At 62.6% G+C, this 13,261-nt stretch carries 12 protein-coding genes and 1 riboswitch; of the genes, 4 read left to right on the top strand and 8 right to left on the bottom strand.

Annotated features, from left to right (window positions below):
* Positions 1–75: 75 nt before the first annotated feature.
* The 3 genes from RT028_RS04060 to RT028_RS04050 all read right to left on the bottom strand — a co-directional run bounded on the left by RT028_RS04060 (position 76) and on the right by RT028_RS04050 (position 4,093).
* On the bottom strand, positions 76–2,505 hold the full coding sequence (locus RT028_RS04060; protein WP_409567160.1) for a TonB-dependent siderophore receptor: 2,430 nt from the start codon (positions 2,503–2,505) through the stop codon (positions 76–78).
* Between the two features lie 86 nt (positions 2,506–2,591).
* Complete coding sequence (locus RT028_RS04055; RefSeq protein WP_312932728.1) at positions 2,592–3,566, bottom strand: FecR domain-containing protein; 975 nt, start codon at positions 3,564–3,566, stop codon at positions 2,592–2,594.
* Positions 3,563–4,093 carry a sigma-70 family RNA polymerase sigma factor gene (locus tag RT028_RS04050; RefSeq protein WP_312932726.1) on the bottom strand — a complete coding sequence of 177 codons (531 nt, stop codon included), beginning with the start codon at positions 4,091–4,093 and terminating at the stop codon, positions 3,563–3,565. The genes RT028_RS04055 and RT028_RS04050 overlap by 4 nt, the downstream gene beginning before the upstream one ends.
* Before the next feature lie 680 nt (positions 4,094–4,773).
* Here RT028_RS04050 and RT028_RS04045 point away from each other — a divergent pair.
* The 3 genes from RT028_RS04045 (at position 4,774) to RT028_RS04035 (ending at position 7,694) form a co-directional block, all read left to right on the top strand.
* The gene (locus tag RT028_RS04045; protein WP_312932724.1) at positions 4,774–5,508 is read left to right on the top strand and encodes a hypothetical protein; all 735 of its coding nucleotides are present in this window, start codon (positions 4,774–4,776) and stop codon (positions 5,506–5,508) included.
* Between the two features lie 150 nt (positions 5,509–5,658).
* Entirely contained in the window at positions 5,659–6,552 is an 894-nt protein-coding gene (locus tag RT028_RS04040) for a hypothetical protein (protein ID WP_312932722.1), read from the top strand.
* A 62-nt stretch (positions 6,553–6,614) separates the two neighbouring features.
* Complete coding sequence (locus RT028_RS04035) at positions 6,615–7,694, top strand: hypothetical protein (protein WP_312932720.1); 1,080 nt, start codon at positions 6,615–6,617, stop codon at positions 7,692–7,694.
* A gap of 140 nt (positions 7,695–7,834) precedes the next feature.
* Here the strand turns inward: RT028_RS04035 and RT028_RS04030 are convergent, their stop codons facing one another.
* The 4 genes from RT028_RS04030 to RT028_RS04015 all read right to left on the bottom strand — a co-directional run bounded on the left by RT028_RS04030 (position 7,835) and on the right by RT028_RS04015 (position 11,339).
* Positions 7,835–8,281 carry a hypothetical protein gene (locus RT028_RS04030; RefSeq protein WP_312932718.1) on the bottom strand — a complete coding sequence of 149 codons (447 nt, stop codon included), beginning with the start codon at positions 8,279–8,281 and terminating at the stop codon, positions 7,835–7,837.
* A gap of 358 nt (positions 8,282–8,639) precedes the next feature.
* On the bottom strand, positions 8,640–9,668 hold the full coding sequence (locus tag RT028_RS04025; RefSeq protein ID WP_312932716.1) for a methionine synthase: 1,029 nt from the start codon (positions 9,666–9,668) through the stop codon (positions 8,640–8,642).
* 27 nt (positions 9,669–9,695) lie between these two features.
* Positions 9,696–10,679 carry a DUF1852 domain-containing protein gene (locus tag RT028_RS04020; RefSeq protein WP_312932714.1) on the bottom strand — a complete coding sequence of 328 codons (984 nt, stop codon included), beginning with the start codon at positions 10,677–10,679 and terminating at the stop codon, positions 9,696–9,698.
* Between the two features lie 231 nt (positions 10,680–10,910).
* Entirely contained in the window at positions 10,911–11,339 is a 429-nt protein-coding gene (locus RT028_RS04015) for a TOBE domain-containing protein (RefSeq protein WP_312932711.1), read from the bottom strand.
* A 192-nt stretch (positions 11,340–11,531) separates the two neighbouring features.
* A riboswitch (FMN riboswitch) is annotated at positions 11,532–11,673 on the top strand.
* Between the two features lie 79 nt (positions 11,674–11,752).
* On the opposite strand from RT028_RS04015, the gene ribB reads away from it, so the two are divergent.
* On the top strand, positions 11,753–12,394 hold the full coding sequence (gene ribB / locus RT028_RS04010) for a 3,4-dihydroxy-2-butanone-4-phosphate synthase (protein ID WP_312932709.1): 642 nt from the start codon (positions 11,753–11,755) through the stop codon (positions 12,392–12,394).
* A gap of 37 nt (positions 12,395–12,431) precedes the next feature.
* Here the strand turns inward: ribB and RT028_RS04005 are convergent.
* A partial coding sequence (locus RT028_RS04005) for an SGNH/GDSL hydrolase family protein (protein ID WP_312932707.1) occupies positions 12,432–13,261 on the bottom strand: 830 nt, incomplete at its 5' end.

Below are 13,261 nucleotides of genomic sequence, written 5' to 3'. Positions count from 1 at the left end.
AGTTTTTCGGCCCCCTGCCTGACCGAAGCCGCGCCCTCTCGCTGCGGCCGCTCGAGAACGCTGATCGGTTTCGTCTTACCAGTTGTACGTCAAGGTCGCCAACAGCGTCCTCTCTTCACCCCAGTAGCAACGCCCCGCGTTGTTGCAACCGGCGACATACTCCTTGTTCAGCACGTTGCGTGCATTGAGTTCGGCCAGCCATTGCTCATTGATCGCGTAGCCCAGCGCGGCGTCCACCAAGGTGACGTCGCCGCTGTCGAGCTTTCCGTACAGCGCCGGGCTGGTGTAGGCGAAGGTGCTGTCGAAATGACGTACACCACCGCCGATGCGCAGCCCTTTGAGGCCATGGTCGAGGAAACGGTAGTTGGCCCAGAGCGACACCTGATTGCGCGGCACACCGGTTGTCTGCCGGTCTTCCAACAGCGAACCAGGCGCATCTTTAGTGATGCGCGAATCGGTGTAGGTGTAGGCGGAGGTAATGCTCAGGTTATCGGTCAGGTCGCTGGTCGCTTCCAGCTCCAGGCCCTTGGCACGGCTGCGTCCGACATTGCGGTAGTCACCCACCGCGCTGTCGTAGAGGGAGTCGTCTTTCTTGCGCAAGTCGTAGACCGAGGCGCTGATGGCCGTATTCCAACCGATCGGCTCGTACTTCACACCGACTTCATACTGTTCACTGGTCGTGGGGTCGAGCGGGCCACTGGTGCTCGAGACTTGCTGCGTCGGGTTGTAGGCCGTGGAGTAGCTCAGGTAGGGCGACAGGCCATTTTCGAATTGATACATCAGGCCAGCCTGCCAGGTGAACTGCCCGTCCCAGTAATCCAGATCAGCAGGCGCATTGAGCGTGCCGGCCTTGTTGCGGTAGGTGCTGTTGACCCGGTCGTAACGCCCACCCAACAGCAGTACCCAGTTATCGACCCGGCTCTGCAATTGCGTATAGGTGCCATAGAGGGTCTGTTCGAGCAGCGCGTTCTGTACTGCCGTCGGCGTCGTGGGCGGCCCGGTGTAGACCGGATCGAACACGTTGATGATGCCGCCGAAACCGGCGTTCCAGTTCTGGCTGAACGATGTGCGGTCCAGGCTCGCGCCCACCAGCAGCGTGTTATTCATGCTGCCACACTGGAAGTTGCCCTCGACCTGGTTGTCCAGGGAGTAGGCGATGGACTTGTTCTCGCGGTCATAGGCGGTATTGGTCACCCTGGTTCCGAAACCGGCGTTGTTCAGGTTTCCAGGCCATATTTCCTGCCGGTCGATGCGCGACTGCATGTACCGGGAGTTCTGGCGGAACTGCCAACTGTCGTTGAAGGCATGGGCGAATTCATAGCCCAGCGTCCAGGTCTCCCTCTCGAAGTTGTCCCAGTCCGGATTACCCAGAAGCGCGTCATGGTCGATCTTGCCATTCGAATTGTTCAGCAACGTCCCTGCGGCGGGATAGCCCAGTTCCATCAGGGTGCGATCACGCTGATAGGTGCCCAACAGGGTCAGGGTGTTGGCCTCGTCGAAGTTGAGGGTCATCGAGGGCGCGAGGTACAGGCGATCGTCTGGCTGATGGTCCACTTGCGTACCCGACTTGCGACCGAGCATGACCATGCGCCCCAATACGTTGCCGCTGTCGTCGAGCGGGCCGGACACGTCTACGCCGAGTTGCCGGCGCTCATGGCTGCCATAGCTGAGTTGCACCTGGCCACGTGCGTCCTGGGTGGGTTTTTTGCTGACCAGATTGACCACGCCACCCGGGGCGTTTTCACCGTACAGAATGGAGGTCGGCCCCCTGAACACTTCCACGCGTTCAAGCCCGTAAGGTTCACTGGTGGTGTCGTAGCGGTTGCCCTGAACGCGCAGGCCATCACGTAGCAGCCCATAGCCATAGTCGGTCGCGTTGAAACCGCGAATGAAGAACAGATCGCCCGCCTGGCCGTCACCGGCGGCGAAGGGCGGTGCGAAGATACCGGGTACATAGCCCAGCACTTCCGTGAGGGTCTGCGACTTCTGGTCGTCCATGCGCTGACGCGTGACGACCGACACTGAACGGGGGGTGTCGGACAACGAGGTACTGGTCTTGCTCGCGGTTGTCGATTGCACGGCGCGATAGCCGGTATCCGCTTGCCCGCTGGCGCTGGGCAAGCCGGCTCCGTTCACGGTCGTCGTCGGCAGCTCGAGCGCGTCACCCGTTGCAGCAGGCCGCAGAACATACCCGGATGCGCCTTGTGCAACCGCTTGCAGACCCGTTCCACGCAACAATGCCTGCAGCCCCTGCTCGAGGCTGTAACGCCCCTGCAGGCCAGTGCTCTGCTTGCCCTGCGCCAGCGCATCACTGCCTACCAGGTAGATGCCGGCTTGCTGGCTGAACGCGTTCAGCGCGCCGCTCAATGGCCCGGCCGGAATGTCGAATCCGCGTTCGCTGCTCGCCTGCGCGGCACACGGCATCAGGGCCAGGGGCGCCAACGCAAGAAAGGTCGTGGGCGCGAACAGCGCCAGGCAAAACGTGAAAGAGCGGTGCGGCTGCATTGTGATCCCCAGAAGGCAGTAGGTGCTATGGGGTGAACCGAACGAGACGCTGAAAAGGGAACCTCTTCGGGAAAAAGAGTGATCGTTCAAGCGGGCTCGATGCTGACCCACCAATCCGTCAGGCGCCGGACGCGCACCGGCAAGGCGGCTTCCAGCAGGCGCAGGGCCTGCTCAGTGTCGTCCAGAGGAAACGTCCCCATGACCCTCAGGTCGGCGATCGCTGGAGCGTAGCCGAGGTGGCCGTGGCGGTAGCGACCGAGCGTGTCGACCAGCTCGGACAGTGGCATGGCGTCGGCCGCCAGCACGCCCCATGTCCAGGATTCTCCCGATGCTTGAGCGGCGGTGGGCGGATCGAACCGGCTGGCGGTAAAGTCGATGCCCTGGCCGGCCGGAACCTCCCTGCGCAGTCGATCGCGCGCCGTCGAGACGCTGACGTGCCCTTGGTACACGTTCAACCGTGTATGGCCTTCCTGCTGACGAACACTCAGGCGAGCCAGGCCGGAGCCTACCTCCATCTCTCCGCACTCGGTGCTGATCCGCAGGGGTCGAACATCAGGGGCCGAAGCCTGCAGGAGCACTTCCCCGAAGCGCAGACCGAGCCAGCGGGCCCGACGGTCGAACCGCGTATCGACAGCCGTACGCGCGCCCAGCCAGAGCTGGCTGCCATCGTCGAGCCGGACCTGGCGCCGGTCGCCTACACCTGTGGCCAGGTCCGCCGTCCACCCTGCCTGTGTCGATACCCGCCAGCCAGCCGCACCGAGCAACGATCCCACGCCCAGCAGCGCCAGCGCCTTGGCGCTCTGGCGACGTGTCAGGCCGCGCGCACGCTCCTGCCTGAGCACCTGGCCGGTGTGCGCCACCTGCTCACGCAAAGGCGCGAATCGCTCGCCGACACCCGCCACGTAATGCCAGGCGGCCTGATGCTCGCTGTGCTGCGCGAGCCACTGCCGCCATTGCTCATGCAGTGCGCCAGGGCAATCGTGCTCCTGCAAGGTGACGTACCAGTGGGCCGCCTGTTGCAGGGTGGCGTGGCGGATTCGGCTGACCGGCTCTATCGTCATTCCACCAGCACGCCGTCGAGCTCGGCGCCCAGCACGGCGCAATGTACGAACGCCTGGGCCATGTACTTTTTCACCATGCGTTCGCTCACGCCCAAACGCTCACTGATCTGCTGGTAAGGCATGCCGTCGAGCTGCGCCAGGATGAACGCCTCGCGGACCTTTGGCGGCAAGCGCGCCAGCATCGCATCGACTTCGATCAAGGTTTCCAGAACCAGGGCGCTGTGCTCCGGTGAGGGGTGCACCGCGATCGGCTGGTTGGCGAGCACGGCGAGGTACGCTTTTTCCACCTCCTGCCGACGCCAGCGGTCGATGCACAAGCCGCTTGCAATGGCGGCAAGAAATGATCGCTCACCGGCTTCATCCGTGGACAGACACGGCCGGCCGAGCACGCGCATGAAGGTGTCATGAAGCAGATCGGGCGCATCCGTGCGGCTACCGAGCCGTCGACCCAGGAACCTCAGCAGCCATGGCGAATGCTGCATGTACAGACGGTGTACAGAATGATCGATGGCAGGGGAGGAGGACATGGAAGACCCGCGGCACAGCAGCTAATGAGAAGTGTTCGCGATATTAGTCGTGCTGGCTTTTTATAACAACGTGCGTCATCGCTCTGCTGCCCTTCCCGATCATTACGCCTCGCAACGCGACGCCCCATTCCACCTGCCTTTCATGAGCGTTGGCCTGCGCTGCATCGGGACACTGCCTGAGCGTGTCGTCGTCATTGCAGAACAGCCTCTGCAACAGGTGCGCTGATCATCGACTGCGTTGATCAGGTCGCAATGTAACCCTTCCTTTCGGCCACCGGCCGTCAATGCCTACACATGCGCCCGAATGGCGTAGGTATCTGACAGACCGGAACTTTTTGCAAAGAAAGTTGCGAGAAAGTAACGATTAGACACTTCGCCCATTCAACGTCTGCTTTTAAGGTGCTCGACCTACTCAAGCCGCACGCAGTGCCCTTCAACGGCGTTTCGACGAATGCTCGAACAGAACCGCGTGCGGTCGAGCTCACTGACCAGGGTACAAGCACGCCATGCACAAGCCGTTGTTGCTCAAGTTGTTGCTCATGTTGATGATCGTTGTGACCAGCGGATGCAAGATGCTCAGCCCGCCCGCAGGCAACGCCCCGACAGCGACGAATGAAGACCGAGTCGCCAGCGTGCAGTGCATGGTGCAGATGGCTGACCCACCGATGGGTCGTGAGGCCTTGGCCTATGTCAAGGCGCGGGCCGAGGAGGACAACGCCACGTGCATGACCGCCCTGGCCATGATGTACCGCGGCGGTGACGCTTATGGCGTCAAGCAGGACTTTGCCAAGGCACGCGCGCTGTTTGCCAGGTTGACGTTGGTCGATCCCACCCTCAATGCCGTGTTGGGCCATATGGCCGAACACGGCGAGGGCGAGCCCGTCGATTACGCCAAAGCCCGCACGCTGTATGGCCAGGCGGGCGCAGCGGGCGCGCAGAGGCTGGCCGGTTTGCTGGAACAGGGCCGGGGAGGCCCAAGGGATGTTCGCGGCGCCATGAAGCTCTATACCGACACCATGCGCGATTTCCGCGACGACGCCTGGAACGGTATGGCGCGGCTGCGTGCACAAGGGCAAGCACTCAACGGCGCACAACAAGCGCGTTATCAACAGATCTGGCTGCGGGGGCTGTTGATGGAGCTCAGGGATCGCTTCAGCACTGCGCACGTGCGCGCGGCCATGCGCGCTTACGCCGCAAGCAACAGGCCGATCAGCGCAAAGGTGGCGTTTACCTTTACCTCGGCCAATGGCACCCCCAGAACCCGGCTCAAACAAAAAACCGGAGATGCCAACCTGGACGCTGTGCTGCTGAGGGCTGCGGCAACTGTCACGATGGGCGAGTTCGGGCCCTACACCGGCGAACAGAGGACGCTCGAGGTGGTATCGCCACTGGTGTTGCAACCGGGAGGGCATTGAGCGGGGCCAGGGGCATAGGAGAAACAGCCCGACAAGCCGCCATAGCGCGCGGCAACTTGCCAAGTGGAAATCAGTCGATACCATTCGGGGCAATTTCCAGCTGCCAAGACACGGTATGCCCTCCATCCACTCCACAAGGACGTCAAACGAATGCACAAGTGGTTCTTCTCATTGCTGGGCGCGGTAGCGATCGCCGGCTGCCAAAGCGACCCCCAATCAACCAGCCAACGCTTCCAAAACACTTACGAAGAGCGCATCGCCGCCGCGCGCTGCCTGCTCTTCACCGGCCAGGATTCAGTTGATCCTGAAGAGCTGCTTTACATCAAGGCGCATGCGCTCGAGGGCAATGAGGGGTGCATGGCGGTGCTGGGCATGATGTACCGGCAGGGCACGCCACGCGGCGTCACTCAGGATTTGAGCGAGTCCCGGGCGCTGTTCACTCGATTGAGCAAGACCGAACCGTCGGCCAACGCCGTTCTGGGACTGATGGCCGAACAGGGTGAAGGCGAGCCCGTCGACTATGCCAAGGCGCGCAAGCTCTATCGCCTCTCCGGCGACCTGGGCGCGACAGGGCTGGGCCGCTTGCTGGAAGCGGGCCACGGCGGTGCGCAGGACCTGCCAGGCGCCATGGCCGCCTATCTGGACGGTATGCGCCAGTTCGGCGATGAGGGCTGGGAGGGTATGGCGCGCTTGCGCAAGCAGGGGTTGGCGCTCGATGACCGGCAGAAGCAACAGTATCAACGCATCTGGGTGCGCGAGCTGCAAGCGCGGCTGCACCGGGCGATCAGGGTGCCGGACGTGCTGGACGCCATCAAGGCCTCGGAAGGAACCGGTCGGGCCAGCACCGCCAAGCTGCGCCTGACCTTCACTGCGAACAGCGGCAAGCCTGAGACTGCAATGGCCGTCGGGTCTGGCAATGCCGAGCTGGATGCCTCGATTCTGCGGGCCGTTGCCACGCTCAGCATGGGCGAGTTTGCGCCGTTCACGGATCAAAACGGTCAGCTGAAGGTCGACGCTCCATTGGGATTGGCGCTGGCAGGCTGATCACCCCACGTGTATCGCGCTGCGTTGCAGCGCGCGACACACTGGCTACGCATCAACGGCCGATGAGCCAGGCGGTCTTTCGTGTTCCATCACGCACCGCCGAGCGCATGGCAATGTCTGCTCATGCACCGAACTGGCGCCGTCTCGGTCACGGCCGCGCGGCACAGTGCTCCCACACAAGGATGAAACCCTCCGACATGGACGCCCCGCCTACCACCACCACGGCTCAGCCGAAACGTTCGTACTTCAAGCGCCACTGGCGCGGCGAGCTGTCACTGGCCCGCGCCTTCTGGGTCAACACGGTGCTCTTGAGCATGATCTGGCTGCCCCTGCTGGGGCTGCAGGCGCTGATCCTGGCCTATCCGCCGAGTATCACCACGCTGCTGGTGGGTACCGCCCTGGTGATCGTCGTGTCGCTCGCAATGGGTGTCTGGCAATACGTGGGCACATGGCGGTCGGCTCGCCATCATCACGCCCGCGGTGGACGCAAGCTGTGGGCTTGGGTGGTATACGCCCTCTTGGTGCTGGGCATTGTTTACCCGGTGTACGACATCTTCGAAACGGGCAATGACAAAGCCTTACAGGCTGCCTGGCAGATGTTGCGCGACCCCAACGCCTTGCCGCCCGCTCGGGCAACCCTGCTTGCGCCTGATGAGCTCGCCATTACCGGCAACCTGCTGCCCGGCAGCGCAAAGGTCGTGCGCCAGCAGTTGGCGGCCTACCCGGCCGTGACCCGGGTCCAGCTCTACAGCAACGGCGGGATGCTGCTGGAAGCATTGAGCATCGCCAAGCTGATTCGGCAAAAAGGCTTGATCACCTACACGAATGCGGACTGCCTGAGCGCGTGTACCTTGATATTTCAGGCGGGCAAGGAGCGCTGGATAGGGCCGAAGGGTCGCCTGGGCTTTCACTCGGCAGCGCTCTACGGCACGGCTGAGCAATCCAGTGACATCGAGAAGATGTATCGGCAGGCGCTGCACGATGGCGGTTACAGCGATGCTTTCATCAAGCGGGTCCTGGCTACGCCGCCGGAATCTCTGTGGTACCCAGACCTGGAGACGCTGCGCAAGGAACGCATCCTGACCGGCGTGGCCGAGCCGGGCAGCTTCGCCGATTTAGGCCAGACAGCGCTGGACGAATGATTGCCTCACAGTGAGGCTGGAACGCAGCTGGCCGTTCTGGACACCCCCCGCACGCCCAGGGCGTGTGGAAGGTGTCCAGGATCATGCGCAATGGCGCTGAGCACGCTGGCGCTCACCTCGCGTCGCCCGCTCGACTCTGATTACTTCTGGTTCAGGTAATCGGTCAGGAACGCCTGGGCATTGCCCTGCTCCGACAAGCCCTGCGAATAAGCGACCTTCAGCGAGTTGGGTTCCCCCGGCAGGTACAGCTCGCTGGGGGCCCAGCTGTCCGAGCCCTGAATCACCAACGCGGCGTACTTCTGGCCGTCGACGGTGGTGTAGTAACGGGTGTACTTGGCGGTTTTCTCGACCTGCATTTTCTGAATGCGCATGTTCCAGTCGTGGTCGATGCCTTCGACCTGCACCAGCGCCTCATTGGCGCTGCGCTCACCGATGCGCAAGGTCCAGACCTTGACGCCCTGCTCGCCTGCATAAGCCACGACCTTGTCGGCCACCGGCGGGCGCTCACGCTCATCGGCGTGGGCGACATTGCTCAACAGAGCCAGCGAGGCGACCAGTGCGGCGGCCCACTTGCGATACGTCAACATGATGTTCAATCCTCGAAATTCAGACAGCCTGCATTAGACAAACTCAGCGCCGAGGTGCCAAGTGCCGTGACCGCGTTGGACAATAATCCGCTCAGCAATCACAACACGATCGCTGAAGATGTGAACGGGTTGGCGGTTTGACGACTACGAGGCACACCCCAGCGGTTCACCGTCAGGGGGCGAAGTAACTGCCGTACTGCCGCAGGCAGGGTGCTCCAGCGCCTGACGAATGTGTGCGGGGCCAGTGGCGGTACGGGGAAAAGTCAGGCCGGACCTGAAAGATGAATGCGCGGAGTAGAATGCCTCGCCCCAAGGTGTGGGCCACTGCCGCTTGGTAAAAGCGGCAGCCACCAGATGCTTAGCGCGATAACTCGCGACGAACGATGTCCGCACCCGCGCTGAGCGCCTTCAACTTGCCGCTTGCCACGTGGCGCGGCAACGGCGCCATGCCGCAGTTGGTGCACGGGTACAACTTGTCGGCATCGACGAATTGCAGCGCCTTGCGCAGTGTATCGGCCACTTGCTCGGGGGTTTCGATCGCATGGTTGGCCACGTCGATGGCGCCGACCATGACTTTCTTGCCGCGAATCAGCTCGATCAGCTCCATGGGCACATGGGAGTTCTGGCATTCCAGGGAAATGATGTCGATGCTCGACTGCTGCAACTTCGGGAACGCCTCTTCGTACTGGCGCCACTCCGAGCCCAAGGTCTTTTTCCAATCGGTATTGGCCTTGATGCCGTAGCCATAGCAGATGTGCACGGCGGTTTCGCACTTCAGCCCTTCGACGGCCCGCTCCAGTGCCGCAACGCCCCAGTCGTTCACTTCGTCGAAGAACACGTTGAACGCCGGCTCGTCGAACTGAATGATGTCCACGCCTGCCGCTTCCAGTTCACGTGCCTCCTGGTTAAGGATCCCGGCAAATTCCCAGGCCAGTTTTTCGCGGCTCTTGTAGTGGTTGTCGTAGAGCGTATCGATCATGGTCATCGGGCCTGGCAAGGCCCATTTGATCGGCTGATCGGTTTGCGAGCGGAGGAACCTGGCGTCCTCGACGAACACCGGTTGGCGGCGCGCCACGGCACCCACCACGCTCGGCACACTGGCGTCGTAGCGGTCGCGAATGCGCACGGTCTCGCGCTTTTCGAAATCGACGCCGTCCAGGTGTTCGATGAAGGTCGTGACGAAGTGCTGACGGGTCTGCTCACCGTCACTGACGATGTCGATACCGGCCTGTTGCTGTTCGTGCAGGGACAGGCGCAAGGCGTCCTGCTTGCCTTCGATCAGGCCTGCGCCCTGCAGTTTCCACGGCGACCAGAGCGTTTCAGGCTCGGCCAGCCAAGTGGGTTTGGGCAAGCTGCCGGCGGTGGAGGTGGGGAGCAATTTTTTCATGGTTCAAAGCCTTGTTGGAATGGCGGATCAGCACGCGGACTGGGCAGACCACTGCGCCAGCAAAGCACCGTAGGGTTTGATGAAGTGTTCTTCGGCAAAGCGCCCTTGCTCGATGGCCAGGCGACTGCGCTCTTCACGGTCATACACAATGCGCGTCAAGGAATAATCCTGATGCTGCAAACTGGGCTGGTATGACGTGCCGGCAGCCGAGTTGGCGTTGTAGATCTCGGGGCGGTAGATCTTCTGGAACGTGTCCATGGTGCTGATGGTGCTGATCAGTTCCAGATTGCTGTAATCGGCCAGCAGGTCCCCGGAGAAGTAGAACGCCAAGGGCGCGACGCTGTTTGGCGGCATGAAATAACGCACGCTCAGGCCCATCTTGCGGAAGTACTCATCGGTCAACGAGTACGCGTCCTGCTGGTACTCATGGCCCAGCACCGGGTGCTGGTTCTCGGTACGCTGGTAGGTCCTGCTGCTCGACACGCTCAGGCAAATCACCGGCGCTTTGCCGAAACAGGCCTTGTAGGTCGCAGAGTTGACGAAGCGCTTGAACAACGTGCCGTGCAGGTCGCCGAAGTCTTCGGGCGCACTGAACGTGGCGCGGTCCTTGTTGTGGCCGAGCAGGCGCACACTGAAGTCGTAGTCGCGTACATACGAGGAGAAGTTGTTGCCGACGATGCCATCGAAGCGCTCGGCCGTGTGATGATCGACCACGGTGGTCTTGAGGATTTCAATCAACGGCAGCGCGGTGTCTGCGCACTGGTCGGCGACACTCATCTCGACTGAAATAATTTCAAGTTCGACGCTGTAGCGATCAGCGTGGGGATTGTCCCAATGGGCCAGCGCATTGAAGCGGTTATCGATCATCTGCAGGGTATTGCGCAGATTTTCCTGGCGGCAGTCACCCCGCGCCAGGTTGGCAAAGTTGGTGGTGATGCGCGTGTTGTCGGCGGGCTGATAGTGCTCATCGAAACGTATGCGCTTGATCGCGAATGAAACGTCGTTGGCCATGTTGGTCTGACACCCTGATCCCTTGAGATGGTTTCAGTGCAACGCCGTTGTCTCTTTCAAGCATTCGGAGAGGTGTGCACTGCCTTGTATGCTGGCCATTCTAGGGATGGGGTATCGAGCAAGCTAATGAGGTTTTTTCAGAGGATCTTTAGCGCTGCTCATACAAATGCGTTTTCTCTCCGCCTTCGTTCCAGGTATTGACCGCCTGCACATGACGCGCGATCACGAGATTCAGGCCGGCATACCGAGAATGATGTGCGAGGCCTTGATCACGGCCGTGGCGCGAGCGCCCTGGGCCAGCCTCAGCTCTTCGACCGCTTCACGGGTCACGATCGAAAACACCTTGGTGCCACCGGCCAGCTCGATCACCACTTCGGCGTTGACGGCGCCATGGTTGACGCTGACCACCGTGCCTTCCAGGCAGTTGCGCGCAGACAAGCGGATATCGCTGGCATCGGTCATCAGCATGACCCACGGCGCCTTGATCAAGGCCACCGCCTCCTGGCCCACGGCAATGCCCAGGTTGCGGACACTTTCCATGGTCACGACGGCCACCAGTTGCTCACCGCCCGGCAGGGTCAATGCCACTTCAGCGTTTACCGCGCCCTCTTCCACCTTGCTGACCTGACCTTTGAAAACGTTACGCGCGCTGACTTTCATGGATGCTCCGTTGCGGACTGTCGGGTTGGGTTTGCAGCATGATCGGAGTTAGCGCTATGCAATAGCAACCCTATCGCTGTACCCCGCAGATTCGGGTAGCGGGCGGCGGCAGAGGCCACACCGGCAGACGCCTGCGCCGAAGGTCGTAGCACTGGCCACTTGCCAGACCGGTGGCCCTTCCCTGTATGCTGGGGCGGTCTTCAGGGCGGGGTGCAACTCCCCACCGGCGGTAAATCGAAAGATGAGCCCGCGAGCGCTCCGACCCTGTCGGAGGTCAGCAGATCTGGTGAGATTCCAGGGCCGACGGTCATAGTCCGGATGAAAGAAGGCGTATTTCAGGTGCCACTGTGGGCGCCTGCACGCGCATTTGTTCGCCCCGAGACGTTCATCGATCTGTTACGAGGAGCGTTTCCATGTTTACCCCGCAATTCCCCCGCGTCACTGCGGCCATCGCCGCGTTTCAGGCCGGCCGTCCGGTGCTGCTGCTCGACGACGACGACCGCGAAGACGAAGCGGACATCGTTGCCGCTGCTGAAAATCTTTCGCTGCACACCATGGCCATGATGATTCGCGACTGCAGCGGCATCGTCTGCCTGTGCCTGGATGAGACCACCGTCGATGCGCTGGAGCTGGCGCCGATGGTCGCCAACAACCAGGCCCGGCATGGCACGGGCTTCACGGTCACCATCGAGGCGGCCGAAGGCGTCAGCACCGGCGTGTCGGCGCAGGACCGCATCACTACCATTCAAGCGGCGCTGGATTCGACCCCGCAGGATCGCCGTATCGTCAGCCCCGGCCATGTGTTCCCGCTGCGCGCGCGCAACGGCGGCGTACTGACCCGCCGCGGCCACACCGAGGGTTCGGTTGACCTGGCCCGCCTGGCCGGACTGCGCCCGGCCGCGGTGTTGTGCGAACTGATGAACCCCGATGGCAGCATGGCCCGTGGCGAACAGGTGCGGGTGTATGCCCAGCAGTACCAACTGCCCGTACTGACCATCGAGGAGCTGGCGCAGTACCGCGAGGCCATGCGCCAGCACGAAGCGCTGGCCGTGTGAGCCCGCGCCCGGCACGCGTAGGGGCGTGCCGGGCTGGCTACATCCCCAAGGGGCCCTTGAGGAAGCTGAACAGCGCATTGGCACTCTGCCGGTAGCCATCGGCGGTCAGGTGCACCAGGTCTGGCCGGGCCAGGCCCTGCGTCTGCCAGCGGCTGATCGAACAGGGCCCGCCCATGTAGCCCTGCCAGTCCCAGAACTGCGCGTGATGTTTGCGCGCCAACTGGCGCTGGATGCGCACCACCGCCGCCAACGGCTGTGGCTGGCGTGCGGCGCAACTGCTGGCGCGGCGCTGCTTGATCGAGTCCGGCGGGCCGACCAGCAGGATCGCTGCCTGTGGCATGTCGCGGCGCAGTCGGGTCAGGGTGGCGTCCATCTGGCTTTCGTAAAGTGCCAGATCAAGGGTGTCGTCGAAGGCTTCGTTGGTGCCGTAGGCGAAGATCAGCAGGTCGGGGCGCAGCGCCTTGAGGCTGTCCTGCCAGCCCGGCTGCCATTTGTCCACCACGTCGAGGCGCGCGCCGTTGATGCCTAGCGTGGAATAGATCACCCCCGCATTCTTCTGGCTTTGCAGGTACCAGCCGCCCAGGCTGAGCCCGTCTGGCTTCTGCACACTCATCTGCAACGGCAGGGCGAGGTTGCCCAACGCCGGGCTGACGCGCCACTGCCCCTGGGTGGCAGGCAAGCTGCGCCGCTGCCCGCCGGCCAGCCAGACACTGGCGCTGCCGCTGGCGCGATACAGCGCTGAAACCCGGTAGCGCTGCGCGTCATCAGTGTTGCGCGCGCGCAGGCTCACGCTGGATCGCTCGCCCTGCGGCAGCGACAGGTAGCCGCCCAACGGGAATTGATCACTCTGCTGATTGCGCGCCGAGA

Source organism: Pseudomonas sp. (assembly GCF_032058845.1).
In the GTDB taxonomy this organism is placed as follows: Bacteria; Pseudomonadota; Gammaproteobacteria; order Pseudomonadales; family Pseudomonadaceae; genus Aquipseudomonas.
The sequence above is the reverse complement of the archived record's forward strand: the minus strand, read 5'-3'. Positions and strand labels throughout refer to the sequence as shown.

What these genes read in the sequence shown, in the direction of transcription:
- RT028_RS04055 (WP_312932728.1), bottom strand. Translation starts at nt 3,566, where the DNA reads ATGACGATAGAGCCGGTCAGCCGAATCCGCCACGCCACCCTGCAACAG.
- RT028_RS04035 (WP_312932720.1), top strand. Translation starts at nt 6,615, where the DNA reads ATGAGCCAGGCGGTCTTTCGTGTTCCATCACGCACCGCCGAGCGCATG.
- RT028_RS04050 (WP_312932726.1), bottom strand. Translation starts at nt 4,093, where the DNA reads ATGTCCTCCTCCCCTGCCATCGATCATTCTGTACACCGTCTGTACATG.
- ribB (WP_312932709.1), top strand. Translation starts at nt 11,753, where the DNA reads ATGTTTACCCCGCAATTCCCCCGCGTCACTGCGGCCATCGCCGCGTTT.
- RT028_RS04030 (WP_312932718.1), bottom strand. Translation starts at nt 8,281, where the DNA reads ATGTTGACGTATCGCAAGTGGGCCGCCGCACTGGTCGCCTCGCTGGCT.
- RT028_RS04020 (WP_312932714.1), bottom strand. Translation starts at nt 10,679, where the DNA reads ATGGCCAACGACGTTTCATTCGCGATCAAGCGCATACGTTTCGATGAG.
- RT028_RS04025 (WP_312932716.1), bottom strand. Translation starts at nt 9,668, where the DNA reads ATGAAAAAATTGCTCCCCACCTCCACCGCCGGCAGCTTGCCCAAACCC.
- RT028_RS04060 (WP_409567160.1), bottom strand. Translation starts at nt 2,505, where the DNA reads ATGCAGCCGCACCGCTCTTTCACGTTTTGCCTGGCGCTGTTCGCGCCC.
- RT028_RS04015 (WP_312932711.1), bottom strand. Translation starts at nt 11,339, where the DNA reads ATGAAAGTCAGCGCGCGTAACGTTTTCAAAGGTCAGGTCAGCAAGGTG.
- RT028_RS04040 (WP_312932722.1), top strand. Translation starts at nt 5,659, where the DNA reads ATGCACAAGTGGTTCTTCTCATTGCTGGGCGCGGTAGCGATCGCCGGC.